We start from the raw sequence: 24250 nt of genomic DNA, 5'->3' as shown, positions 1-24250 counted from the left end.
TTCCCTAAAAAACAGATTTATAGATCGTTATAGAACTCATTATGATAACTAAAAGTCCGATAACGACAAACATACTTTTTACAGGCAACTTTGCCGTCAGCATGGCAGAAAAAGGTGCGGTAAAAATTCCGCCGATCAGAAGACCAAGAATAATATTCCAATGTTGAATTCCCAACGTGAAAATAAAAGTAATTGCTGCTGTAAGGGTTAAAATAAACTTAGTTACCGTAGAGCTTCCGACAGCAAATCTGGGTGTAAAAGAATTTTTAATCAATGTCCCCGTTACCAGCGGCCCCCATCCCCCACCGGCAAAAGAATCAATAAAACCTCCTACAAGTCCCAGCCTTGTAAGATTGGTTTTTCTTTTTAATTTTTTATCCTGTTTTTTCTTAAATGCATTGGATAAAATCTGAATTCCCAAGTACAACGTATAAAATGAGATGATGGTTTTGGTAATTTTAGAATAATATTCTCCGAGATACGTCAATGAAACGGCTCCAATAATCGCACCGATAACCGCAGGAACAGCCAGTCTCCTCACCAGACTTTTACTAACATTCTTGAGCCTGATATGACTAATGCTTCCTGCCGCCGTCGTAAAACTCTCCGCCGAATGAATACTTGCACTCACCGCATGAGGAGGAATTCCCAGAAATAACAACGTTGTTGTGCAGATCACGCCATACCCCATTCCCATAGAACCTGCCACGATCTCCGCTAAAATCCCGACGAGCATCATCCAGTAAAAAATGTAATTGTCTTTGGCTAAGATTGTAAAAAGCTCATCAAGATAACCCAGTTCATACATTGAAAAGACAATAACTGATAATATTGCCAGTGTTATAAAAAAAATATTGAGTCTGAACTGAACTTTCCTTGAAATGATCATGGCTGCTTTTTTATTCTAAATTATAAATGATTACAGGATCATGACAGCTCCCACCGTTGAATTGCTTGTTTCGTCAACCAAGATTGCATTACCCGTAGCTTTACTTTCTTCAAAACTGTCAAACACCAAAGGAGAAGCGGTTTTCAGACGTACTTTTACCACTTCATTAAGCCTGATGCTTTCCGTCACAGGGATTTTTTCTAAGGTGTTGACATCAATTTTATATTCAATTTCCTTCACAAGCGCTTTTAGTAACTTGCTCTTATGCTGAATAAAATATTTATTTCCCTCATTCAGTTCCTTTTTATCAAGCCAGCAGATAACTGCTTCTATTTCATTTTCAACTTTCGGAAGATCTTCAGATTTTACCAGAAAATCGCCGCGGCTGATATCAATATCGTCTTCAACATGAATAACAGCTGGCTGATTGGCAAAAACAACATTCACTTCTTTACCGCCGGTTTCCAATTTGGAGATCCTTGTTTGAATATTTTGAGGCAGTACCGTAATTTCATCTCCTTTCTTATACGCTCCGGAAATTACTTCTCCGGCATATCCTCTGTAATCGTGCAGCTCATCGGTTTGAGGGCGAATCACATACTGCACCTGAAATCTCGGACTTTCAAAATCTTTTTTATGATCAACTTCTACATTCTCCAGAAAATCCAGTAACGTTGGTCCCTGATACCAGACCATATTTTCAGATTCGGAAACGATATTATCCCCGTGGAATGCCGAAATGGGAAAATAATTCACATTATCCAAACCTAGTTTCTTTGCGACCAGTTCATACTGCGTTTTAATGTCATTAAAAACCTCTTGAGAATATTCTACAAGGTCCATTTTATTAATGGCTACCACCACATTTTTCATCTTCAGCAAGGAAGCAATAATTGAATGTCTTCTGGTCTGCTCGATCACGCCTTGCCTTGCATCAATCAGAATAATAATCAGCTGGGAATTAGAAGCTCCGGTAATCATATTTCTTGTATACTGAATATGTCCCGGCGCATCGGCAATAATGAACTTTCTTTTCGGTGTTGAAAAATACCGGTAGGCCACATCAATGGTAATTCCCTGTTCTCTCTCGGCTCTTAAACCGTCTGTTAGAATCGCAAGGTCTACTCCGTTTTCGTTTTTGTTCTTCGACTGTTTTTCAAGTGCTTCCAGCTGATCGATCAATATATTTTTACTGTCATAGAGAAGTCTTCCGATGAGGGTACTTTTTCCGTCATCTACGCTTCCGGCAGTGATAAATCTTAGTATGTCCATGTTTTTTTATGGGTAATAAATAATTGGTAATGAGTAATTTTAATAAAGTTCAAGGCTAAGGTTGAGGTTGAGGATAAGATTGATACTTAGCTAAAACCATGCTCCAGCTTAAAAATATCCTCCTTTTTTCCGGTCTTCCATAGCGGCTTCCGTTACTTTGTCATCGATACGGGTTTCGCCACGTTCGGAGATTCTTGAAGCGGTAATTTCGTTTACGACCTCATCAAGCGTTTCGGCAGTGCTTTCTACCGCAGCAGTACATGTCATATCACCTACCGTTCTATATCTTACCTGTTTATTAACAATGGTATCATTTTCATCAATCTGAATAAAATCTGAAACCGCAATCAATTGTCCGTCATACTCAATCACATCACGGTTATGGGCAAAATAAATAGAAGGCAGCTGGATATTTTCTTTTTTAATATAATTCCACACATCCAGTTCGGTCCAGTTGGAAATCGGGAATACTCTTACGTTTTCACCTTTGTTGATTCTTCCATTGTAAATATTCCATAGTTCAGGACGCTGCAGCTTTGGATCCCATTGCCCGAATTCGTCACGAACAGAGAAAAAACGTTCTTTTGCTCTTGCTTTTTCCTCATCTCTTCTCGCACCGCCAATGCAGGCATCAAAACCAAATTCTTCTATGGTATCGAGTAAAGTATGCGTCTGAAGCCAGTTTCTGGAGGCAAATTTCCCTTTGGGTTCAGTTAAATTTTTAGATTTAATGGTATCTTCCACTTTTCTTACGATCAGCTCTGCTCCGATATTTCTTGCCAGATAATCCCTGAATTGAAGTGCTTCCGTAAAATTATGTCCGGTATCAATATGCACCAAAGGAAAAGGAATATTCATGGGTGCAAAAGCCTTTATAGCAAGATGCACCAATGTAATGGAATCTTTCCCACCGCTGAAAAGCAGGGCCGGTTTTTCAAACTGAGCCGCGATTTCGCGCATGATATAAATACTTTCAGCTTCCAGCTGTTCCAGATAGTCTAGTTTATGTGTAATCATTTTGAATGTAAAGAGATTTGAATTAATGCGTATGAAGGCCACATTCTTTTTGTGAATTTTCCCACCACCAACGTCCTGCACGTGGGTTTTCCCCTTCAACAATGGGTCGGGTGCACGGTTGGCAGCCTACACTGATATATCCTTTCTTGTGTAATGGCAATTCCTGGACATTATTTTGCTGAAGGTATACCAAAACCTGCTGATAATTCCAGTTGATCAATGGGTTATATTTATAAAGACTGCGTTCTTCATCCCACTCAATAACCGGCATATTCTCGCGGTTTTCCGATTGTTCCGCCCGTAAGCCGGTTATCCATATTTCTGCATTTTCGAGTGCACGGTTTAAAGGTTTAACCTTCCTGATAAAGCAGCATTCTTTTCTGTTTTCTACGGAATGATAAAAGGCATTAATCCCTTTTTCATTAACAAACTTTTCTACATCGGAAGGATCCGGAAAATAAACTTCCGTTTTCGTTTTATATCTTGAATTATTTTGTGAAAGCAAATCGTAATGCTCGTAAAACAGCCTGCCCGTATCCAGCGTAAAAACCTTGATCGGTAGCTTGTTTTTAAAAATGATATCGGTGATAACCTGATCTTCCTGACCAAGTGATGTTGAAAAAACGGCGGCATCCGGAAATTTTGATGAAATAAATTTCAATCCCTCCTCTGCTGAAAGCTGTTTCAGGGTTTCTGCATCTTCTTTTGAAATCATAAATTATCCATTTGAAGTAATGCAAATATCTAATAAAATTATTATCCCACCAAAAAAGTAGACTAATAATTCAAAAAAAGGGATCCGATCAATCGATCAGATCCATTAATGTTTTTCTTTCCAGAATATTGAGCGACGCATCCCGAACTTCGATCAGTACGTCGTGAAGACTACAGTGGTCTTCATTGCAATCTTCACATTTCTCGTAAAAATTCAGGCTTACGCATGGAAGCAGGGCAATTGGCCCGTTTACCAGCCGGATGATTTTTGCCAGCTTTACGTTTTCAGGATTTTCTTTAAAGAAATATCCTCCTCCTTTTCCTTTTTTGCTATCAAGAATGTCCGCTTTTTTCAGTTCGAGAAGGATATTTTCCAGAAACTTCAAAGGGATTTTCTTATGTGCTGCAATTTCGGAAATCAGAACAGGGCCATCGTTCCTCTTTTCAACCAGGTACGACAGCGCCTTAAAAGCATATTGAGATTTTTTAGACAGCATTACAGCAAAAATAGGAAAAATTCTGAAATAGCAGAAAGAATGGAAAGAGCCAGGTAAAAAGTAAAAGGCAAAAGTTTTTAATGAAGGAATCATATAGACTCTTTTTACTTTTATTTTACTTACATCCTCTCCCTTAGTTCTTCTTCACTTTTACCTTGGCTCTTTTTACTTGGTTCTTGATCACTTTTACCTGACTCTTAATTTTTGTATACCTTTGTATCTATGTTTAGTAAACAGGAAGCACAACAGTTAAAGAAAGAATTCTGGACGGCTTTTGGAAAGTCCTTCCCGAGAAAATGGATTTTGTATGATACCAAGATCAAAGACATGTCGTTTAAGTTTTATGCAGATAATAAAAAGGCTGAAGTCTCTCTGGATATTGAAATGAAAGATGAGATGTTCAGGAATGCTTATTATGAAAAAATCTGGTCTTTGGAAGATATACTAAAAGAGTTCATTGGCGATTTTCAAAAAGATGAGTATTACACCCTGGAAAACGGAAAAGTACTGGCCAGAATCTGGGTAGAAAAGCATGGCGTTTCGATTTTCAATAAAAATACCTGGCAGGAAACGTTTCAGTTTTTTGTCGATAAGATGGATGGATTTGAAAGGTTTTATTATGAATATGAAGATTTTATAAAAGATGTTTAAAGCATGAAAATGAGATATTGCTGGAGATGCAGAGCGAATGTTCCCATGCTTGATAAAGAGGAAGCCGAAATTGCATCAAAGTTATTTGCCGAAGGATTTCAGGAAATAAAAAATTCACTGAAAGCTCCACTTAAACAGAATTTTAAGAAATTGTTGGACTCTTATAATGACCTAACAGGTTTTGAGGAAACCAATCCTAATGCTATCATGCATCATTTTGCAGAAATGTACGGCCCTGATTGTGAAAAATGTGGAAAGCCATATAGAACAGAAAAAGCTACATTTTGTCCGAAATGTGGTAATAAAAGAAAATTGTAGAAGCCTAATAAAAGATGCGTGAAATAAAAACTACTACAGGCTCCTATTTTTTTTATTTGCCAAATGACAAATTTCAGGCAGATTCATTTTCCTAAATTGCATTCATGAAAGAATTATTTGATTTTATCCTGAGATTCGGAAATCTCAACCAGCAGCAGATGGATTTTATTGCGCAAAAAGCTTCAGAGATCAGCCTTTCCAAAGAAGAATACTTTTCAGAAGCCGGAAAGATCGCCAAACAAGTTGGGTTTATAGTAGACGGAATCCTTCGTGTGTGCTATTACAATAATAAAAGTGAAGAGATCACCAAATATTTCATAGAAGAAAATAACCTGGTTGTAGATCTTGAAAGCTTTGACAATCAAATCAGTTCAAGTGCTTATGTTCAGGCGGTGACTGACTGCAAACTTATTGTTTTTCAGAGAAAAGATTGGCTGGAACTGCTGCAGACCATTGTAGGTTTTGATGCTATCGTTCATAAAATTATTTCAAGAGCGCTGATGCAAAAAGTGGAAAGAAGAAGTCCGCTTGTTTCCGAAGATGCCACTACCCGATACCTGAAATTTATGGAGATCTATCCTACAGCGGTCAATAGAATTCCCTTGTCATATGTTGCTTCTTATCTGGGCGTTACCCAATCTTCTCTGAGTAGAATCAGGAAGAATATAAGGTAATATTTGATGGAAGATGGAGGCTGGAAGTTTATTACCGAATAAAATATACATTTTATTACTCCACCATTTAAGCATCCAACCAAAAAATTTCTCTTTTTGTCAAATGGCAAATGTTATGCTCTTTAATTACTGCAATTTTACACCATCAATTTAAATATAAAAAATGAAAACAGTATTAATTACAGGAGCTAACAGAAGCATCGGTCTTGAAACCGCAAAACAACTTTCAGAAAAAGGATTATTTGTTTACCTTGGAAGCAGAAACCTTCAAAAAGGAGAAGAAACCGTAAAACAATTAACGGAAAATGGATATCAGAATATCAAAGCGGTTGAAATTGACGTTACCAATTCTGAATCGATTAAAAATGCAAAAAACAGCATTGAAGCAGAGCAGGGAAAACTGGATATCCTGATTAATAATGCCGGAATTCTTGGAGTAAATCCTCAGACGGCAGCAGAAACACCAGTAAACGATATCCGCGAAGTGTTTGACACTAATTTCTTTGGCGTGATTAATGTTACACAGGCTTTTTTAGATCTGCTTAAAAAGTCGGACAGCCCACGTATCAGCAATATTACTTCGGGATTAGGTTCACTCTCCTTACACAGCGATCCGGAATGGAAATATTATCATGTGAAAACTGCCGCCTATGGTCCTTCAAAGTCAGCCTTAAATGCTTACACCATTACGCTGGCTTATGAATTAAAAGATCAACCATTCAAAGTAAACGTAATTGATCCGGGTTATACTGCAACAGATTTTAACGCCCATAGTGGTCCGGGTTCTGTTGAAAGTGCGGCATCATTTATCATTAAGCATACCTTAACGGATGAAAACGGACCGACCGGACAATATTTCAGTAATGATATTGAGGATGAAACCGGCATCAGCCCTTGGTAATTATTCCATATGATGATTAAAGAGAAGCTTTCGGGTTTCTCTTCTTCGTTTAATCTACTTTTTATGTTATAAAAATAATTTTTAGAAAAGCCTCACTTGCTTTTATTTTTTTAAATTTGAATCAATTCTCAACCATGACAGATTTAACTAGGGATTTCAATATCCTTTCCCAGAAGTTTAAAAAATCTAATGCCTCCAAAGAAAGCATCAACAAGCTTTATGATTTGGTTTATGAATTAAATGGCAGGAACCGGAATCTGGAGGAAAATTATATTCTTGCCAGCACCCACAGGCTTTTAGGCAACCGCCATGAAGCAGAAAAAATCCTTGAAGAAGTATTGGAATCATGTGAATGCAGGCAAAAGGAAAGACCCCAGAAACTGCTTCAGGAGATCATCCATGAAAATAAAAACTTTCCCCGTAAAGATCGTATATACCGGGACCTGCGGGATGCCGAAAAAATAAAGACAGCACCGGTACTGTCCTTTGATGATTTTGTGACCAGGCAGGACCACGAAGAATTTATCACTTCTTTATCAGAAAATGTAAAAGACATCGTGATATTCAATAAATATGTAAAAGCAAAATCCATCAATATATTCTCGAAAAAAAAACTTGATGAGCTCTTAATTTTAAAGCTTATTTATCATTTCGAATGGCTGGCAGCAGTAAAAAAGGACCTGACTGCGTTTTATGAAAAAACCGAAAGCGATTTTAAGATTGAACTTAATGGCACCAAATGGTTTGACGGACTTGACATCTGGGAGGTCTTCATCGTGATCACCGAAGAAGGCATTATGGAAACCGATTTGTTTATACAGGATTATTACAATCACAATTCAGGATTTTGCCTGAGTCTTAAGGATGATATCATCACGGATCTTGAATATGACCCGATTTTATAAATCATTCACGATTTGGATACATCATTCGTGGATCAGGCTACTTTTAAAAACCATCTTCTTTCCATCTTTGTACCATCATTTAAAACAAAAAAAATATTAAAAATGGAAACAAAAAAAGTATGGTTCGTAACAGGAGCGTCAAAGGGTCTTGGATTTGAGCTGGTAAAAAAATTATTATCTCAGGGATTTAAAGTAGCGGCAACAAGTCGTACCGTAGAATCATTAACAGCAACATTCGGAGATGTTTCGGAAAATTTTCTCCCGTTGAGCATGAATATTACCGACAATAACGATGTAAAATCTGTCATAGCAAGAACGGTTGAACATTTCGGAAAAATAGATGTAATCGTCAACAACGCCGGCTACGGACAGCTGGGTACGCTGGAAGAGCTGAGTGATGAAGAAGCGAGAGCAAATTTTGATGTCAATGTTTTCGGAACGTTAAATGTAATCAGAAATGTAATGCCTTACCTTCGTGAGCAGAAATCAGGAAATATCTTCAATATTTCGTCTGTCGGTGGCTATTACGGAGGTTTCCCGGGTTGGGGTGTTTATTGTTCAACAAAATTTGCCGTAGCAGGATTCACTGAAGCTCTGGCTGAAGAAGCGCGAGACTTTGGAGTTCATGCCACCGTTGTTTATCCTGGCTATTTCCGTACAGAATTCCTTACAAAGGATTCTTTAAGAACGCCCGCCCACTCTATTGAGGCTTATGAAGCCGCAAGAAATTCTGAAAAAACCCATCTTGATGAGATCAATGGAAATCAGCCGAATGATCCTAAGAAAGCGGCTGATGTGCTGATACAGATCAGTAAAGAAGCGCATCCGCCGGTACATCTGTTACTTGGTGTAGGCACCCCTGAATTTTTGGATAATAAGATAAACGCTATTACAAAAGATGCAAAAGATTGGGAAGCTCTGACGTTGTCAACAGCCATTTAACCAATCAGGAATTCAGTAAAAGAATATAATCTCAGGCTTTATACTTTTTTAAATCAGCTAAAAGTATAAAGCCTTTTTATTGTATATCAGAACAGAGAAAGCTGGATTGGCTTTGGAGGTGAGGGTTTCTGTGCATCACCAAAAACAGTTTTTCCGCCAAACCTCCATGAATTCTGGCGTTCTTCTTCAATGACTTGCTGAATATCAAAATCCGGGGTAAAGTCCTTTTCGGTTTTTACAACAATATCATGAAGTTTGTTAATGGTCCTTAATTTATCGGAATTTCCAAGCCTTGATTTTTCAATTCCCTTTCTGATAAGGCTGATGCTTTCATCATAAACTTTCGTAGGTACGGGAAACGGATGACCGTCTTTTCCGCCATGAGCAAAAGAAAATCTGGCAGGATCCGTAAACCTTGACGGCGCCCCATGAATAACTTCACTTACCAGCGCAAGCGACTGCATCGTTCTGGGCCCGACACCTTCCAGCATCAGCAAATCTTCAAAGTTCTGAGGCTGCTGTTCACGGGTGACGTATAGAAGTGCGCCCAGACGTTTCAGGTCTACGTCGGAAGCCTGCACGTCGTGATGTGCGGGAAGAATCAGCCTGGCAAAATCACTCATGATTTCCGCAGAATCCGTGTGGGAAATTTCAAGAATTCCTTTTCTGTTACCGGAGGCTTCAGCATCAGTAAGATTTAAAATTTTCCCTCTTGATACTCCGTTGATTCCGGTGTGAGGCTCTTCCACAAACGATTTAATATTTTCAGAATGCCAGTGGTAGCGCCTTGCCGTACTGTCGGATTCATGCATCCCTTGCTGAACAACACTCCAGTTTCCGTTATCAGCCAGGATAAAATTATGAAGATACAACTGATATCCATCCTGAATAGCCGTATTATCAACTTTTGCTGAAAGTTTGCTGGCTCTTACGAGTTCATTTCCGTTCAGTCCTGTTTTATCTGCGATTTGAATTAACTCAGAAGGGGTATCTCTTGAAAATTTTCCTTTACCTCCGCAAATATAGAGTCCAAGTGCCTGGGAATTTGGATTGATCGAACGCTTTAAAGCACCCATCACCGAAGTAGTAATCCCCGATGAATGCCAGTCCATTCCCATAACCGCTCCAAAACTCTGAAACCAGAAAGGATCTGCCAGTCTTCTCAACACTTCATCTTTTCCGTAGTCGGCCAGGATAACTTCAATGATTGAAAGTCCGAGCAACGACATACGCTCATACAGCCACGGCGGTACTTTGCCATAGTGAAGGGGAAGATCTGCTGTTCCGGAACGTTTCATTTTCTAAAGGTACGATTTTATAGTGTAAGGTTCAAATGGTAAAAGGTATGGTTGAGGTTAAGGTTAAGGCTAAGGCTAAGGTTGAGATTGAGATTGAGGCTAAGTGGAAAGCAAACTAAAAACCCTGCGGGGATTTCCTGCAGGGCTTTACTTGGTAGAGTTATTCTTTTTATTTATTTAATGCGGCTAATGCTGCTTCATAATTAGGCTCATCTGCAATTTCTCCAACCTGCTCCGTGTATACCACTTTATTGTTTTCATCGGTAACAATTACGGCACGGCTCAGAAGTCCTTTCATCGGGGAATCGGTTATGGTCACTTCGTAATCATCACCAAAACTGCTTCTGAAATCCGAAAGAGTTTCCACATTATCAAGCCCCTCGGCAGCACAAAATCTTCCAAGAGCAAAGGGCAAGTCTTTAGAAACATTAATAACTACCGTATTTTTCAGTTCAGAAGCCTGCTCATTGAACTTTCTTGCTGAAGATGCACAGGTGGGTGTATCAATACTCGGAAAGATGTTGAATACTTTTTTTTTCCCTTTAAAATTTTCAAGTGTTTTTACGTGTAATCCCGAATCTACCAGTGCAAAGTCTCTGATCGTCGTTCCCACGGCAGGAAGCGTTCCTATAGTGTGAACTTCATTTCCTTTTAAAGTAATTGTTGTTGACATATTCTTTTTTTAGTTTTTCAAATTTAATTAAAATAAGAAGCGATTCATTCATATGAAGGTTAAATTAATCTTAAAACTAATATTACATAGTTCTACACATGAATATGATTTTTTTTAATATATTCGCACTCTAGAAAAACAACTTATGAGAAAAAAAATAACCCTATTTTTATGTGGAGTTCCGTTTTTTGGCTTTGCCCAGTCTGCGATTGGAGGTATTAATTCAGGAGCTGTTTCTACAGATAACTTTACTCACTCGGTAGGAGAAATCTATGTAATTCCAACCGATCCTGAGCAGGCAAATTCCGGAACAATGGGATTGCTTTACCAAACCGTTCTGCAGGTTTTAGGTATTTCCGAACTTGAAAAAGACGATGTAAAAATCTATCCTAATCCTACAGCTGACTTTATTTTTGTCAAACTGAATTCAAAATCAAAAATCGAAGAAGCGGAAATTTACGATCTTTCCGGAAAGCTTGTTTTCAGAACAAAATTAGACTCTGAACAACTGGATCTAAGACCGCTTCAACAAGGAACGTACATGATCGTTTTCAAAAATTCTGATATTAAACCAATTAAAATTATTAAAAAACCTTAAAACACATTAAAGATGAAAAAATCACTAACAACTTTGGGATTATTCTTAGCAACATTATTAAGCGCACAGGTTCCGCAGGCTTTTAGTTATCAGACAATTGCTTTCAATGCTTCCGGCGCTCCTATTGCCAATGGAAATGTCTCTTTAAGAATAAGCATTTTAGAAAACTCCGCTACAGGTACAGTTTTATATACTGAAACCCATAATAAAACAACGAACTCAAAAGGTTTAGTTAACTTGAATATTGGTCAGGGAACGGCTATCTCAGGAAGCTTTGGAGGAATCAACTGGGGAACTAACACCAAATTTGTAAAAGTGGAAATGGATCCTGCCGGAGGAAACAATTATACTAATGTAGGTGTGAATCAATTAATGAGTGTGCCTTATGCACAAGTTAGTAAAACAGTTGTGACCGGTGCGGGACAAGGAATTACACTCACCTCTCCAAATGGAACAAGCTATACTTTAGGAGTAAATGACAATGGTGCTTTAAGCTTGCCTACAAATTCAAATTCTAGTACGGCTACACCAGCAAACCTATATTTGTATGGTTCTTATAATAATTTTGATGCAAACTCAGCAGAATTATTAAGAAATGTAAGTAATTCAAAAATCGGATACAAATATTTTGCAGCCAACTCTCAGATAAAGTTTTTAACAGCGCCTAATTCCTCTGCACAGAGCTATGGTGTAAACAGCCAATCAGTATTGGTTGCTAATGGAAATAACACTACTCTTTTTTCAAATGGCTTTTATAAGATTAATGTCTTTGATTATGGTATGTCTGCAGTAATACAGATAGATAATTTTGTTCCAAAATTAATTTTTAATTCTCCATCACTTACAACATCATCAACTGCTTACAATTCTGCAACCAATAAGTTTTCGATTACTATATCTTCAGCTTCAACAGGGAACTTTACTGGCATGAGAATACATTTACCAACTACAAATAGTAATTCTGAAACTTTGGGAGATAATTTAAGTGACGGAAACTTTGATGTGGGAGGAGATCTCATAATGCTTCCAAACCTTTCTAATTCTCCGAAAAATTACAAAATCGAATTCAGCATTAATTTTAATGGAACAGGAACGTACACAATCACCCAAATATGATTAAAGAGGCAAATGCCTCTTTTTTTATGCAAATAAAACAATCATAATTACTAAATTTGTGAGTCTTAAAAAATCAAATAATAAATAACAGTATAATGTCAGACAAATCAAAAATCTATTACACATTAACGGATGAGGCTCCAATGTTGGCTACACACTCGTTTTTACCGATTGTAAAAGCTTTTACAAAATCAGCAAACATTGAGATTGCGGTTCCGGATATTTCTTTGGCAGGAAGGATTTTAGCAAACTTCCCGGAATTTTTGAAAGATGATCAGAAAATCGGTGATGCTTTAGCTGAATTGGGCCAATTGGCTACACAACCTGACGCAAATATTATCAAGTTACCTAATATATCTGCATCAGTACCTCAGCTTGATGCTGCCATCGCTGAACTGCAGGCTAAAGGTTTTGCGGTTCCGAACTACCCTGCAGAACCGAAGAATGATGAGGAAAAAGCCATTAAAGCTAAATATGCCAAGGTTCTAGGAAGTGCTGTAAACCCTGTGCTAAGAGAAGGAAATTCTGACAGACGTGCTCCTAAAGCTGTTAAAAACTACGCCAAAGCAAACCCTCACAGAATGGGCGACTGGGCTTCTGACAGCAAAACAGATGTTGCCCACATGGAAAGCGGAGATTTTTACGGAACAGAAACTTCAACAACGTTAGAAAATGCAACAAAATACAGAATCGTTTTTAAAGGAAATGACGGTTCTGAAACTCAGTTGAAAGATTTTGCCAATCTTCAGGCGGGAGAGGTTATTGATTCTTCTGTAATGAATTTAAATGCATTGAAAGCTTTTGTAGAAAAAGCAATTCAGGAAGCTAAAGATAGAAACGTATTATTGTCAGCACATTTGAAAGCAACGATGATGAAAATCTCCGATCCTATTATTTTCGGGGCTATCGTAGAAACTTTCTTTAAAGATGTTTTCGCTAAATATGCTGAAACGTTCAAGTCTTTAGATGTAAACCCAAATAACGGTCTTGCTGATCTTTTTGATAAAATCAAAGGAAATGCCCAGGAAGCCGAAATTAAAGCCGATATTGAAGCTGCTTTGGCCAACGGACCGAGAGTAGCAATGGTAAATTCTGATAAGGGGATTACTAATTTCCACGTTCCTTCTGACATTATTGTAGATGCTTCTATGGCAGCTTTGGTAAGAGGCGGAGGTAAAATGTGGAATAAAGAAGGAAAAGAAGAAGACACCGTTTGTATTATTCCAGACCGTTCTTATGCAGGTTTTTATCAATCTGTAATTGATGATATGAAAACACACGGAAAACTTGATCCTACGACTATGGGTTCTGTTCCGAACGTTGGTTTGATGGCTCAGAAAGCTGAAGAATATGGTTCTCACGATAAAACTTTCCAGGCTGCAGCAGACGGAACCATCGAAGTTCAGGACGAAAACGGAAATGTTATTCTTTCTCAAAAAGTAGAAAAAGGTGACATTTTCAGAATGTGTCAGACAAAAGATGCTCCGATTCAGGATTGGGTAAAACTGGCCGTAAACAGAGCCAGATTATCAGATACTCCTGCTATTTTCTGGCTGGATAAAGGAAGAGCACACGACAGAGAAATCATCAAAAAAGTTGAAAAATATCTTAAAGATCACGATACCAACGGTCTTGACATCAGAATTATGGATGTAAAAGATGCCATGACTGAGACATTAAAAAGAGCAAGAGAAGGAAAAGATACGATTTCTGTTTCAGGAAATGTATTAAGAGATTATTTAACTGACCTCTTCCCTATTCTTGAGCTTGGAACTTCTGCAAAAATGCTTTCTATTGTTCCGTTAATGAATGGTGGTGGTTTATTTGAAACAGGAGCCGGAGGTTCTGCTCCGAAACACGTGGAACAGTTTGTGGAAGAAGGCTATTTAAGATGGGATTCTTTAGGTGAATTCCTGGCATTACAGGCTTCTTTAGAACATTTAGCACAGACTCAGGGGAATACAAAATCTCAGGTATTGGCTGATGCATTAGATGAGGCAAATGCTAAATTCTTAGCGACTGATAAGTCTCCTGCAAGAAAAGTAGGACAGATCGACAACAGAGGCTCTCATTTCTATCTTGCCATGTATTGGGCTGAAGCGTTGGCAAATCAGACCGCCGATGCAGAACTGGCTGCTGAATTTGCTCCGGTTGCAGACGCCATGAAAGAAAATGAAGAAGTAATCAATGCTGAATTGATTGGTGCTCAGGGTAAGCCTCAGGATATCGGAGGATACTATAAAACAGATACGTACAAAACGTACACTTCTATGAGACCAAGCACGGTTTTAAATGAAATCATTGACGGAATTTAATTTCGGATTGATATATAAATTGAAAGCTCCTTTTTTTTAAGGGGCTTTTTTTGGCTAAAGCCAATTTTGAATACAATAACCTGTAAACGGGCTAAAGCCGTTCCTATTGATGAAAAATATAATAAATCCTCTCGTAAGGAGAGGATATACTAATCAGACAAATTGTTGAAATTAAATATTTTTCAAGATAACAATCTAAGCGTGTGCCTTTCTCATTTTAATCATACTCAAAACAAATAATCCTAAAACACCCAGCACAAAGTATCCTTCTGCAACTTCCAGCTGTATCTGAGGCCTGATTACAGCTACAATTCCATAACTGATGGCAGATGTAATGATAAATACCACTCCACCGGTTAAGCCCCCTGCAATTCCGGCCGAATTCGGAAATCTTCCGATACAGTAAGAAAAATAATTGTTAAAGATAAATCCTGCAGTCACATGTATCAAAAATGCAAAAGCTACCAGACTGTAAATATTATTGGAGAAATAGGAAGCAGCAAACATTAAAACAATTAAAAGTAACTGGATAAAGTTGGCGTAACGTATTTTTGGCAGAAATGCTTTATTGATCAAAGCCTTACCTAAAAAGCCACCAGCCATCCAGGCAAATCCTAAAATCAGGGAAACGTAGCCTGCGACCACTTCAGAATATCCCATTTTATGTTCAATGATAAATGATCCACAGAGATTAAAAAACATAATCATCGAATAGCTCAGTCCACACATGATCATTCCGTAAAAGAAATCTTTAGCTTTAAACATCGCATTATATTCTTTAATGAGAAACTCAATGTGGAAAGGATTTCTTTTCTTCAGTGTCTCCCCGGAAAATATAAATTCTAAGAGTAAAAGCAGTAAACTATATCCTGCCAGCACATAAAAATTTGACTGCCATCCGAAATTTTTCTGTAAATATCCACCGATAAACGGCGCAATAATAGGTCCTACCGACCAGACGATCGTCATAATACTGAGATAATGCTTCCGCTCCTCACCTTCATAAACATCCACAAAAAATGCCCTTTTGGCAACTACCGCAAATCCTGAAAGTATGCCCTGCAAAACACGCATGGCATAGATGACAAAGATATTATGAGTAGTCGCAGTAATTAAGAAAGAAGCGACAAACAAACCAAGCGCAAGCATCGTAATCTTATATCTCCCAAAAGAATCTATAATACTTCCGGCAAAGAACTGGGTCAGACCGTAGCTGATCAAAAATATCGATAATGTAAGCTGAATATTGCTTTCCGGCTGATGAAGTTCTGTAGCCATACTCGGCATTGAAGGCAGGTAAATGTCGGTTGCCAGACCTGACATAGGAATGACAGCAAATGCTAAAACTGTAGCAACAAATTTATTTTTTTCTTTAAGTGTAATCATGCTGTTATAAAACGTTTCATAAATCAGATTCCCGGTATTACGCCATTAACCTGATTTGAATATATTCTAGTTGTTGACTAATTTCATAGCGCCCTCGCCGTATCTTTCTCCGACATTCGGATATTTTTTAAGAATGGAATCTATCGTTTCAAGGTCTTCCTGGGAAAGTTCGAGATTGGTGGCGGCAATGTTTTCTTCTAAATATTGAATACGCTTGGTTCCCGGAATCGGAATAATATCTTCTCCCTGATTCAAAACCCAGGCTAGTGCCAGCTGTGTACCTTTAACTCCTTTAGACTGAGCAAAATCATTAATCTCTTTTGCCAGGTTTTTGTTATTTTCGAGAAATTCGTTCTGATATCGTGGCAAAGATTTCCTGAAATCATCATTCCCGAAATTTACTGCATCATTAATATTGGAGAAAAGACCTCTGGCCAGCGGAGAATATGGAACTAAAGTGATTCCCAACTCCCTGATGGTTGGCAAGATTTCTTTCTCAACGTCTTTTGTAAGCAGAGAATATTCCGACTGTAAAGCGGTAATCGGATGAATTTGATGAGCTTTCCTGATGGATTCTGCAGATGCTTCCGACAAACCCAAATATTTTACTTTTCCTGCTTTTACCAGTTCAGCCATTGCGCCTACTGTTTCTTCAACCGGAATATTCGGATCAATTCTGTGAGCATAATACAGATCGATCTCATCAATTTTCAGCCGTTGAAGACTCAGATCAACGGCTTTTCTGATCCATTCCGGAGAGCCGTCGAAATAAGTTCCGGGAGATCCGCTGTGGCCTGCCTGTCCATCTTTAAAACGAAATCCGAATTTAGTAGCGATAAAAATCTTATTGCGGTTCGGAACCAAAACTTTTGAAATCAGTTTTTCATTATCACCATTGGCATACATATCTGCGGTATCCCAGAAATTCACTCCCAGATCCAAAGCCTTATGCAATGTATTAATGCTTTCCTGCTCGTCTGTAGGACCATATGCAAAGCTCATCCCCATACATCCCAAACCAATTGCAGACAGCTGCTCTCCTGTGTTTCCTAATTTTCTAAATTTCATGATAATTGTGATTTAAATTAACAAGACAAAATTATAACAGCCATTCATTGATTTCAATATAGAATTCAAACGAAGAATTATAAAATTCAAACAACAGCAATTCTTACTGCATTGGGTGACATTCCTGTCTGCTTTTTAAAATAGTTGGTAAAATAAGCCGGTTCTTCGAAGCCCAGACCGTAAGCAATCTCAGAGATATTCCAGTCAGTATGTTTTAATAAAGCATTTGCTTCCTGGATAATTCTTGCGGCAATTTGCTGGCTGGTCGTCTTTCCGGTGATCTCTTTCACAGAACGGTTGAGAGAATTTACATGAATGGATAAATTTTCAGCATAATCTACCGGGCTTTTCAGCCGTAAAGATCTTCCAGGACTGTCAATAGGAAACTGCCTTTCCAGCAATTCCATAAAAAGAGATGCCACTCTCTGTGAAGCATTCTGATAAGGTTCAAAATTTTCCGCCGGGTGCATTTTCATCGTTTCATGAATCAGAAGATGCAGATAAGCTCTCAACATATCGTATTTGTGCAGATAATCCGACTGAATTTCATTCATCATTTTAATGAAAATATCCGCAACTGTTTTCTGCTGTTCTTCATCAATAAAGAATACCGGAGTTCCTCCGATCCTGAACAGCGGCGAATCCTGTAAATTTCCCAGGCGGCTTCCGTCGTGAAGGAACTGGTCGGTAAAGAGACAGAAAAATCCCTTCTGGTCTTTATTTTCAGCTTCCCATGAATAAGGAATAAGCGGATTTGAAAATAACAATACAGGTCTATCTACTAAAATCCATTTATCAGCATAATGAAGCTTCCCTTTTCCTATGATCAGGCATATTTTGTAATAATCTCTTCTGCTGTAAGGAGTAACAAGAGAGCAGTTTTCCCTTGAAAAGACATTAAAATGTCCTAATCCGGGTGTTTTTACACACTCGAGGCCGACCCGCCGGTAAAAACCTTTTATTGTTTCATTTGATTCCATGGATCAAAATTATAAAATTCAAACAATATTAAAACTTACTTTTATTATCAAATTTATATTTAAAATGATTGAAAAAATTAATTATAGTAGATAATAAAATTCCCTATATAAAGAATTAAATAAAACGTAACCCATTTTTTTGTAATTTGCTTTCATAAACGATTAACATGAAAACAGTAATCAGATTAATTAATTACTTATTACTCACCCTACCGATCTTTATTCTGGCAAAAAATGAAGCATCCATTGTGTATCAAATCATAGATGTAAAAAATTATAAAGGTCAAAAGTTCATTTATTCTTCAAAGACATTTATTGAAAGAGCCAATACCAATACCGGCGCCGTGCTGGCTGCTTTTAATTTAAAAGAAGGAAAGATGGTCGGCAAACCTGTTCTGGATTTGCAGCAAATGTCTGACTCTTACAATAATGGAGAGTGGTTTGATTATACAATTTCAGGAACTATTGATAAAAATGCAGATTTTCTGGCTATAGGATTTTACTTTTCCGGGAAAGGAAAGTTTTACTTTAACAATATTGATCTCAGCATAAAAAATGGCAAGACTTCAGCATCTGTTTATCATTCGGATTTCAATAATGGATCTTTAGGAAACTGGTATTTTAGCGAACAAAATCTGCCTACAAAAATTAGTATATCACCGGATAAAAAGTATCAGGGAAATTCCTCATTTCTTATTGATAACAGTAGTGTAAGTCAGGAATATATACTTGGCGACAATCCAAGTAAAGGAAAATATGAAGATATCAACGGAGTAAAACTTTATTACGAGAGCTATGGCTCAGGTCCTGACCTTATTTTGCTTCATGGGAATAACGGATCCATTTTCTCTTTTAACAAACAGGTGGAAGAATTTGCAAAACATTTTCATGTAATAGCTGTAGATACACGATGCCAGGGAAAATCTTCATGTAATGAGGAAAACCTTACTTATGAACTCTTTGCTAAAGATACAGGTATTTTAATGGAAAAACTCAAAATAGAAAAGGCATATATCTTGGGATGGAGCGATGGAGCCAATACCGGTTTGATAATGGCTGAAAAATACCCTTCGAAAGTTTCCAAGCTTGCAGTCATGTCTGCCGTTTTGTATAATAATGATGACTCTGTCGACAAAAAAATAAATGATCTTCTGAAGATAAAAATGGCCGATTTTAAAAAACAGAATATCGGAAAAGATAATATAGATTATAAACTAACCAATTTATTAATTACTGAACCTCACCTCACCATTAATGATCTCAAAAAAATTACGATTCCGGTACTCGTTATGACGGGAGAAAACGACTTCATTAAGCTGTCTCACACAGAACTGATTGCAAAAAATATAAATCATTCCATATTAAAAATATTTAAAAATTCAGGGCATGAAACTCCAAAAGAAATTCCACAAGAGTTTAATAATACCGTGATTGAATTTTTTAAAAAATAACTATCCGAAATAACAGATCTTTTAAATTTATTCAGCCGGCATTGCTGAAATATGCCTTGAGATACTTCGCAATACAACATTGCTGGTAAGCTCCTGCTTCTATTTTCAATATCATACCATTCCTTTGATGCAGATATTAGATATTCTAAAAAACATTCATATCAATTTTAATTTGTAATTTTAAAAGAGGAAAACTCTCAAAATAATTTTGTAACACCTAAAATCTCAGTATTATGGAAACTGTAAAATTTGAAATCAGTCCGTACCAGGATGAGTTGCAGATATTAATAGACGGACACAAAGCCGGCTATATGTCTATCAAGGTAGATGGTAGACAGCTTATTGTTTATTACACGAAACTTAACGAAGAGCATGAAGGCCACGGCTATGCTAAAATGTTATTGGATGAGCTTGTACGCTACGCCGAAGAAAAAGATCTTTTGGTGGATCCTGAGTGCAGCTTTGTAAGACAGCAGTTTGAAAGTCATCCTATGCGGTACAGAAATATCTGGCATTCTTAATTATTCAGTATCCCACCATTTTTCAAAATGATTGTCGTGCGCATTTAAGTCTACAGGTTCGCCGATCATTGGTGTTAAAACTGATAAATTTTTGCTTCCGGCAAGACTCGTTACTTTTCGTAAAGGTTCATTCCACGGATGGAGCGCAAGAGCAAACTTCGAAGAATGAACAGGAATAATATTTTTAGCCTTCACATCAATACTCGCCTGAATAACATCTTCCGGCAAGGCATGAATGTACTTCCAGGCCTCGTTATACTGCCCGTTTTCTATGATGGCAAAATCGAAAGGTCCGTATTGCTCACCAATCATTTTAAAGTGTGTATCGTAGCCACTGTCGCCACCCAGAAATAGTTTTTTGGTAGGTGTTAACAGTACATAAGACGTCCACAATGTAACATTTCTTTTCATCTTGCGTCCGGAAAAATGTCTTGCAGGAGTAAATATGATTTTGATATTATTACGTAAATCAACTTCAGTTCCCCACTCTTCTTCGATCAGCTGACTTGTCTCGTAGCCCCATCTTTCAAGATGCGCACCAACTCCCAAAGGCAGAATAACTTTGCCAATCTTGCTTTTAATAGCCTTTATGGTCGGATAATCCAAATGATCATAATGATCATGCGTAATCACGAGATAATCAATTGCGGGTATATCTTCCGGTCTAAAAATATCGGCTCCGGCAAAAGCTTTATTAAAAAACCTGAAAGGCGAACCGTACGAACTGAGAACAGGATCAATCAAAAAGGAAACACCGTCGGTCAGAATGTAATACGACGAATGTCCCAACCATATAAAAACATCCTGATCTTTAGGAAGATTCTTCAAATCTGTATGCACTGACGGGATATTACGTAAAGGCTTAAGGTGAGGATCCTTTTTATCAAACAGAAAATTAAACATCACTTTCGGCATCGAATACCCTTCTGCCAATGCAGGTGTGTACGTAAGATTCTGAAATTGCTTGTTTTTATAATGTTTAGAACGTTGCATTTTCTGAAGCCGCTCTCCTTTTGCTTCCGATCCGAAAACTTCCTGACCGGTAATGACAAAGTATAGTAAAATTATGATGACAGCTAAAATAATAAGTCCGTAAATCATTTTTATTTATAGGTTAATGAGTGAGATTATAGGTATGACGATTGATCAGGATAAAAACCTTTACATTAATATGAAAATATTACGCCTTTTTTCAAAACTTATTCTCTAAAGTTTTATTTTTGAAATAAAAAACAAAAGTGCAGAAAAATTATTTCTTCCTGCTCATCCTTTTGCTGTTAACCGCCTGCGGATCTGTACGTAAATACAACGAACGGCAGAAACTCTGTATTCCGCCCGAAAAGCTGAAAGAAGATGTGGATTTCGCTTATGCTAAAATTAAGGAAATGCATCCCGGCCTTTACATGTACATCTCAAAAGATGAACTGGACAGGAAATTTGACAGTGTGAAAAATACCATCAACACCCCTCTTACCCCGCTCCAGTTTTATTTTAAGCTGCAGCCGGTGATTTCTGACATCCGTGAAGGCCATCTCTCGCTACGGATCCCTTCTAAAAGAATCACCAAAAGAGAAATCAAAGATCTTGAGAATAAAAAAGGAATGTTCAGCCGTTTTGAATATTATATCAAAGATGACAGGCTTTTTATCACCAGAAATAAAGATTCCATTGAAAACATAAAGCCAGGAACCGAGATTCTTTCTATTGATCACACGCCGGTTTCCTATTACATAAAAAAGTACAGAAGGCTTATCAGTACCGATGGATTCAACACGACTTTCAAACCATACTTCCTGAAAGATCTGTTCTTCAGTTATTATGTTGCAGAAAAAGGATATCAAAATCATGCAACGATAGAGACGGTATTCAACGGGGAGAAAAAAACTTACCGGCTGACAAGAGAATCAAAATCTGAGGATGACCTCAAAAAAGAAAAAGAAAATAAAAAAAGAACCGAGGACAAAAAGATCAATGATTACGTGGTTTTCAGTGATTCTTATAACAGAAATTTCAAATTTCTCGATCAGGACAGCACTATAGCGTATATTAAAGTGAAAAGCTTTTCAGGAGATTATTCCGCCAAATTTTACAAAAATACTTTTGAACAGATTAAAAAAGCCGGTGCGTCATACCTTATTCTGGATGTAAGAAACAACTACGGAGGTTCACTGGAAGAAATTCATAAGTTGTACTCTTATCTTTCTCCGGAGCCGTATGTTCTGATCAAACCTTCTCAGGTAAATTCTGCCACGACCCCTTTAAAAACCAACTATTTCCGGAAGAGCAATGCCTTGCAGTATACTTTCAGGACACTTACCTATCCTGCCTTTTTCTTTGCTCAAACCTTCAGCACCTATAAAAAAGACGGAAAGTTTTATTACAAAATAAAAGCCGACAAACCATCAAAACCGGATAAGAACGCTTTCAACGGAAAGATTTTCGCGCTGATCAACGGGTCAAGCTTTTCGGCTTCCTCCATTCTTACTTCCAAGCTTAAAAATGATAATAGGGCTGTTCTCGTTGGAGAAGAAACAGGTGGGGCTAACGATGGTACAGTTGCCGGATTTTATTCTTACCAAGTGCTGCCCAATTCCAAGATAGATCTTCCGATCGGTCTTGTGCTCGTGCAGCCGGATATCAGCTTTACTCAAACCCAAAAGGGAGTTGTACCTGATATTTCCATAAAGGAAACCATGGATGACATCATTCACAACAGAGATCCCCAACTGGAATGGATCATGACCGATATTAAAAACGAAAAGGCAAAAGCTCAAAAATACCTAATGAAATGATGTTGAAAGTTTTTGCTTGCATCGATTGTTATACAATAGTTTCGGCGGCTTTCAGCCGCCGAAACCCTATTTAAGCTCATTAACAAGATCCTCAATCTGCCTTATGAATTTCCCGTAAAACTTTTTAAACCACCAATTTCCCATCAGAAAAAGCAATGGCATTACAACTACGATACTGCCGATAAGAATTCCTGCAATCGTGAGATTTGACAAAGGAACCGGCCGCGGAATAAACTCAAGGACAATGATAATTTCGCAAACTAAAAACGGGACAAAAGAAAGATAAAATGATGAATAATACTGCTTATTGAGCTCAAACTGGTGAAGCAGGTCTTTCAGGCTGTCGTACGTCTTCATCATCGGACTGCTCATGTTTTTATACAGTTTAAAAAAATGACTGAAGAAAAAGAAAGTCACAAAAACCATGGAAGCAATGAGAATGGTAATGTAAAATTTAAACTTGAACGGACCGGGAGATAAAGCGATCACACCGAAAGCAAAAACAAAAATACCTACCGTAGACCAGAATTCCATACGCATATTGCTGCGGATTTTCTCCAGCGGAAGATTGATTTTATCCTTCTGCTCCATACTTATTTCCGGGGTTTCTTCAAAGGAATCATCCTGATTCCAGGTATTTTTCAGTTCATCTATATTCATGACAATTGATTTAAAAGTTAAGATTTATTTGAGCTTAAGATATCTTTAAGTTTATTTTTGGCGCGGTTCATTTTCACCCTTACATTTCCTTCGGAGATCCCCATCTGTTCGGCAATCTCTTTTCCTGAAAAATCTTCGAGGTAATAGAAGATAAAAGCTTTGTCGATCGGGTTCAGCTGATGTATGGCTTTATACATCGCATTCAGTTTATCTTCTTTTTCATGATCAAATTCTTCGTGAGCAATCTTATATTCTTCATATGCTCCGCCGGTAATGAAGCTTCTTTTTTTCTCGTTTTTGAGGAAAATGATTGCTGTATTCAGGGCGATTCGGTAGAGCCAGGTAGAGAATTCACTTTGTCCTTTGAAACTAGGATATGCTTTCCAGACCTGATACGTAATTTCCTGAAAAAGATCATCACGGTCATCTTTATCATCCATGTACATTTTAGAAATCTTGAAAATGATTCCTTTATGCTTTTCAATTTTATCTAAAAATTCCTGTTCTGTTGAGGCCATAATTTCTTACTCTCTATGAGGTTAGTAATCTTCTTGCAAAAATGTTACAGCAGATGATAAAATATTTTATAGAAATTGAATGTAAGAATAATAT

25 protein-coding genes are annotated in these 24250 nt (G+C 37.6%); 12 read left to right on the top strand and 13 right to left on the bottom strand.

All coding sequences use genetic code 11. The features are described from left to right. Positions 1-4: 4 nt before the first annotated feature. From AC3WV0_RS00475 to AC3WV0_RS00455, 5 genes are all read right to left on the bottom strand, one after another. Positions 5-889 (bottom strand): sulfite exporter TauE/SafE family protein, encoded by an 885-nt coding sequence (locus AC3WV0_RS00475; RefSeq protein ID WP_488842988.1) that lies wholly within the window; start codon positions 887-889, stop codon positions 5-7. A gap of 30 nt (positions 890-919) precedes the next feature. Continuing rightward, positions 920-2161, bottom strand: a complete 1242-nt coding sequence (locus AC3WV0_RS00470; RefSeq protein ID WP_488842986.1) for a sulfate adenylyltransferase subunit 1 — start codon at positions 2159-2161, stop codon at positions 920-922. Positions 2162-2269: 108 nt separating this feature from the next. Then, on the bottom strand, positions 2270-3178 hold the full coding sequence (cysD, locus tag AC3WV0_RS00465; RefSeq protein ID WP_488842984.1) for a sulfate adenylyltransferase subunit CysD: 909 nt from the start codon (positions 3176-3178) through the stop codon (positions 2270-2272). A gap of 22 nt (positions 3179-3200) precedes the next feature. Continuing rightward, positions 3201-3893: a phosphoadenylyl-sulfate reductase gene (locus AC3WV0_RS00460; protein ID WP_488842982.1), complete on the bottom strand. Its 693-nt coding sequence runs from the start codon at positions 3891-3893 to the stop codon at positions 3201-3203. Between the two features lie 88 nt (positions 3894-3981). Then, positions 3982-4389, bottom strand: coding sequence for an RrF2 family transcriptional regulator (locus tag AC3WV0_RS00455; RefSeq protein ID WP_488844682.1), 408 nt, complete (start codon positions 4387-4389; stop codon positions 3982-3984). 222 nt (positions 4390-4611) lie between these two features. On the opposite strand from AC3WV0_RS00455, the gene AC3WV0_RS00450 reads away from it, so the two are divergent. From AC3WV0_RS00450 to AC3WV0_RS00425, 6 genes are all read left to right on the top strand, one after another. Further along, positions 4612-5040 (top strand): DUF4268 domain-containing protein, encoded by a 429-nt coding sequence (locus AC3WV0_RS00450; protein WP_488842980.1) that lies wholly within the window; start codon positions 4612-4614, stop codon positions 5038-5040. A 9-nt stretch (positions 5041-5049) separates the two neighbouring features. Continuing rightward, positions 5050-5358 (top strand): hypothetical protein, encoded by a 309-nt coding sequence (locus AC3WV0_RS00445; RefSeq protein ID WP_488842978.1) that lies wholly within the window; start codon positions 5050-5052, stop codon positions 5356-5358. Positions 5359-5462: 104 nt separating this feature from the next. Continuing rightward, positions 5463-6032 (top strand): Crp/Fnr family transcriptional regulator, encoded by a 570-nt coding sequence (locus AC3WV0_RS00440; RefSeq protein WP_488842976.1) that lies wholly within the window; start codon positions 5463-5465, stop codon positions 6030-6032. A gap of 163 nt (positions 6033-6195) precedes the next feature. Next, positions 6196-6933: an SDR family oxidoreductase gene (locus AC3WV0_RS00435; RefSeq protein ID WP_488842974.1), complete on the top strand. Its 738-nt coding sequence runs from the start codon at positions 6196-6198 to the stop codon at positions 6931-6933. Positions 6934-7067: 134 nt separating this feature from the next. Then, complete coding sequence (locus tag AC3WV0_RS00430; RefSeq protein WP_488842972.1) at positions 7068-7838, top strand: tetratricopeptide repeat protein; 771 nt, start codon at positions 7068-7070, stop codon at positions 7836-7838. A gap of 102 nt (positions 7839-7940) precedes the next feature. Then, positions 7941-8780 carry an SDR family oxidoreductase gene (locus AC3WV0_RS00425; protein ID WP_488842970.1) on the top strand — a complete coding sequence of 280 codons (840 nt, stop codon included), beginning with the start codon at positions 7941-7943 and terminating at the stop codon, positions 8778-8780. An 86-nt stretch (positions 8781-8866) separates the two neighbouring features. Here the strand turns inward: AC3WV0_RS00425 and AC3WV0_RS00420 are convergent, their stop codons facing one another. Beyond that, positions 8867-10078, bottom strand: coding sequence for a DUF763 domain-containing protein (locus AC3WV0_RS00420; protein WP_488842968.1), 1212 nt, complete (start codon positions 10076-10078; stop codon positions 8867-8869). A 169-nt stretch (positions 10079-10247) separates the two neighbouring features. After that, positions 10248-10751: a thiol peroxidase gene (tpx, locus tag AC3WV0_RS00415; RefSeq protein WP_488842966.1), complete on the bottom strand. Its 504-nt coding sequence runs from the start codon at positions 10749-10751 to the stop codon at positions 10248-10250. Between the two features lie 145 nt (positions 10752-10896). Here tpx and AC3WV0_RS00410 point away from each other — a divergent pair, with 145 nt between their 5' ends. The 3 genes from AC3WV0_RS00410 to AC3WV0_RS00400 all read left to right on the top strand — a co-directional run bounded on the left by AC3WV0_RS00410 (position 10897) and on the right by AC3WV0_RS00400 (position 14780). After that, positions 10897-11349, top strand: a complete 453-nt coding sequence (locus AC3WV0_RS00410; protein ID WP_488842964.1) for a T9SS type A sorting domain-containing protein — start codon at positions 10897-10899, stop codon at positions 11347-11349. Positions 11350-11361: 12 nt separating this feature from the next. Then, on the top strand, positions 11362-12465 hold the full coding sequence (locus tag AC3WV0_RS00405; RefSeq protein WP_488842962.1) for a DUF8740 domain-containing protein: 1104 nt from the start codon (positions 11362-11364) through the stop codon (positions 12463-12465). A 95-nt stretch (positions 12466-12560) separates the two neighbouring features. Next, a complete protein-coding gene (locus AC3WV0_RS00400) occupies positions 12561-14780 on the top strand; it encodes an NADP-dependent isocitrate dehydrogenase (protein ID WP_488842960.1) in 2220 nt (739 codons plus the stop codon). A 195-nt stretch (positions 14781-14975) separates the two neighbouring features. Here AC3WV0_RS00400 and AC3WV0_RS00395 read toward each other — a convergent pair whose 3' ends face one another. The 3 genes from AC3WV0_RS00395 to AC3WV0_RS00385 all read right to left on the bottom strand — a co-directional run bounded on the left by AC3WV0_RS00395 (position 14976) and on the right by AC3WV0_RS00385 (position 18214). Continuing rightward, positions 14976-16166 carry an MFS transporter gene (locus AC3WV0_RS00395; protein WP_488842959.1) on the bottom strand — a complete coding sequence of 397 codons (1191 nt, stop codon included), beginning with the start codon at positions 16164-16166 and terminating at the stop codon, positions 14976-14978. Between the two features lie 66 nt (positions 16167-16232). Further along, the gene (locus AC3WV0_RS00390) at positions 16233-17234 is read right to left on the bottom strand and encodes an aldo/keto reductase (RefSeq protein ID WP_488842957.1); all 1002 of its coding nucleotides are present in this window, start codon (positions 17232-17234) and stop codon (positions 16233-16235) included. Between the two features lie 86 nt (positions 17235-17320). Then, a complete protein-coding gene (locus tag AC3WV0_RS00385) occupies positions 17321-18214 on the bottom strand; it encodes a helix-turn-helix domain-containing protein (protein ID WP_488842955.1) in 894 nt (297 codons plus the stop codon). A gap of 167 nt (positions 18215-18381) precedes the next feature. On the opposite strand from AC3WV0_RS00385, the gene AC3WV0_RS00380 reads away from it, so the two are divergent. Both AC3WV0_RS00380 and AC3WV0_RS00375 read left to right on the top strand, forming a co-directional pair. Continuing rightward, on the top strand, positions 18382-19665 hold the full coding sequence (locus AC3WV0_RS00380; RefSeq protein ID WP_488842954.1) for an alpha/beta fold hydrolase: 1284 nt from the start codon (positions 18382-18384) through the stop codon (positions 19663-19665). 233 nt (positions 19666-19898) lie between these two features. Beyond that, entirely contained in the window at positions 19899-20186 is a 288-nt protein-coding gene (locus AC3WV0_RS00375) for a GNAT family N-acetyltransferase (protein ID WP_488842952.1), read from the top strand. Here the strand turns inward: AC3WV0_RS00375 and AC3WV0_RS00370 are convergent, their stop codons facing one another. Then, a complete protein-coding gene (locus tag AC3WV0_RS00370; protein ID WP_488842950.1) occupies positions 20187-21287 on the bottom strand; it encodes an MBL fold metallo-hydrolase in 1101 nt (366 codons plus the stop codon). Positions 21288-21424: 137 nt separating this feature from the next. Here AC3WV0_RS00370 and AC3WV0_RS00365 point away from each other — a divergent pair, with 137 nt between their 5' ends. After that, the gene (locus AC3WV0_RS00365) at positions 21425-22978 is read left to right on the top strand and encodes a S41 family peptidase (RefSeq protein ID WP_488842948.1); all 1554 of its coding nucleotides are present in this window, start codon (positions 21425-21427) and stop codon (positions 22976-22978) included. 66 nt (positions 22979-23044) lie between these two features. Here the strand turns inward: AC3WV0_RS00365 and AC3WV0_RS00360 are convergent, their stop codons facing one another. After that, complete coding sequence (locus AC3WV0_RS00360; protein ID WP_488842946.1) at positions 23045-23638, bottom strand: hypothetical protein; 594 nt, start codon at positions 23636-23638, stop codon at positions 23045-23047. A 17-nt stretch (positions 23639-23655) separates the two neighbouring features. Continuing rightward, positions 23656-24156, bottom strand: a complete 501-nt coding sequence (locus AC3WV0_RS00355) for an RNA polymerase sigma factor (protein WP_090002073.1) — start codon at positions 24154-24156, stop codon at positions 23656-23658. Between the last annotated feature and the right edge of the window lie 94 nt (positions 24157-24250).

It is taken from the genome of Chryseobacterium sp. 27AL (assembly GCF_057815395.1).
This window is presented reverse-complemented; position numbering and strand designations above follow the sequence as displayed.

What these genes read in the sequence shown, in the direction of transcription:
- AC3WV0_RS00475 (WP_488842988.1), bottom strand. Translation starts at nt 889, where the DNA reads ATGATCATTTCAAGGAAAGTTCAGTTCAGACTCAATATTTTTTTTATA.
- AC3WV0_RS00470 (WP_488842986.1), bottom strand. Translation starts at nt 2,161, where the DNA reads ATGGACATACTAAGATTTATCACTGCCGGAAGCGTAGATGACGGAAAA.
- cysD (WP_488842984.1), bottom strand. Translation starts at nt 3,178, where the DNA reads ATGATTACACATAAACTAGACTATCTGGAACAGCTGGAAGCTGAAAGT.
- AC3WV0_RS00460 (WP_488842982.1), bottom strand. Translation starts at nt 3,893, where the DNA reads ATGATTTCAAAAGAAGATGCAGAAACCCTGAAACAGCTTTCAGCAGAG.
- AC3WV0_RS00455 (WP_488844682.1), bottom strand. Translation starts at nt 4,389, where the DNA reads ATGCTGTCTAAAAAATCTCAATATGCTTTTAAGGCGCTGTCGTACCTG.
- AC3WV0_RS00450 (WP_488842980.1), top strand. Translation starts at nt 4,612, where the DNA reads ATGTTTAGTAAACAGGAAGCACAACAGTTAAAGAAAGAATTCTGGACG.
- AC3WV0_RS00445 (WP_488842978.1), top strand. Translation starts at nt 5,050, where the DNA reads ATGAGATATTGCTGGAGATGCAGAGCGAATGTTCCCATGCTTGATAAA.
- AC3WV0_RS00440 (WP_488842976.1), top strand. Translation starts at nt 5,463, where the DNA reads ATGAAAGAATTATTTGATTTTATCCTGAGATTCGGAAATCTCAACCAG.
- AC3WV0_RS00435 (WP_488842974.1), top strand. Translation starts at nt 6,196, where the DNA reads ATGAAAACAGTATTAATTACAGGAGCTAACAGAAGCATCGGTCTTGAA.
- AC3WV0_RS00430 (WP_488842972.1), top strand. Translation starts at nt 7,068, where the DNA reads ATGACAGATTTAACTAGGGATTTCAATATCCTTTCCCAGAAGTTTAAA.
- AC3WV0_RS00425 (WP_488842970.1), top strand. Translation starts at nt 7,941, where the DNA reads ATGGAAACAAAAAAAGTATGGTTCGTAACAGGAGCGTCAAAGGGTCTT.
- AC3WV0_RS00420 (WP_488842968.1), bottom strand. Translation starts at nt 10,078, where the DNA reads ATGAAACGTTCCGGAACAGCAGATCTTCCCCTTCACTATGGCAAAGTA.
- tpx (WP_488842966.1), bottom strand. Translation starts at nt 10,751, where the DNA reads ATGTCAACAACAATTACTTTAAAAGGAAATGAAGTTCACACTATAGGA.
- AC3WV0_RS00410 (WP_488842964.1), top strand. Translation starts at nt 10,897, where the DNA reads ATGAGAAAAAAAATAACCCTATTTTTATGTGGAGTTCCGTTTTTTGGC.
- AC3WV0_RS00405 (WP_488842962.1), top strand. Translation starts at nt 11,362, where the DNA reads ATGAAAAAATCACTAACAACTTTGGGATTATTCTTAGCAACATTATTA.
- AC3WV0_RS00400 (WP_488842960.1), top strand. Translation starts at nt 12,561, where the DNA reads ATGTCAGACAAATCAAAAATCTATTACACATTAACGGATGAGGCTCCA.
- AC3WV0_RS00395 (WP_488842959.1), bottom strand. Translation starts at nt 16,166, where the DNA reads ATGATTACACTTAAAGAAAAAAATAAATTTGTTGCTACAGTTTTAGCA.
- AC3WV0_RS00390 (WP_488842957.1), bottom strand. Translation starts at nt 17,234, where the DNA reads ATGAAATTTAGAAAATTAGGAAACACAGGAGAGCAGCTGTCTGCAATT.
- AC3WV0_RS00385 (WP_488842955.1), bottom strand. Translation starts at nt 18,214, where the DNA reads ATGGAATCAAATGAAACAATAAAAGGTTTTTACCGGCGGGTCGGCCTC.
- AC3WV0_RS00380 (WP_488842954.1), top strand. Translation starts at nt 18,382, where the DNA reads ATGAAAACAGTAATCAGATTAATTAATTACTTATTACTCACCCTACCG.
- AC3WV0_RS00375 (WP_488842952.1), top strand. Translation starts at nt 19,899, where the DNA reads ATGGAAACTGTAAAATTTGAAATCAGTCCGTACCAGGATGAGTTGCAG.
- AC3WV0_RS00370 (WP_488842950.1), bottom strand. Translation starts at nt 21,287, where the DNA reads ATGATTTACGGACTTATTATTTTAGCTGTCATCATAATTTTACTATAC.
- AC3WV0_RS00360 (WP_488842946.1), bottom strand. Translation starts at nt 23,638, where the DNA reads ATGAATATAGATGAACTGAAAAATACCTGGAATCAGGATGATTCCTTT.
- AC3WV0_RS00355 (WP_090002073.1), bottom strand. Translation starts at nt 24,156, where the DNA reads ATGGCCTCAACAGAACAGGAATTTTTAGATAAAATTGAAAAGCATAAA.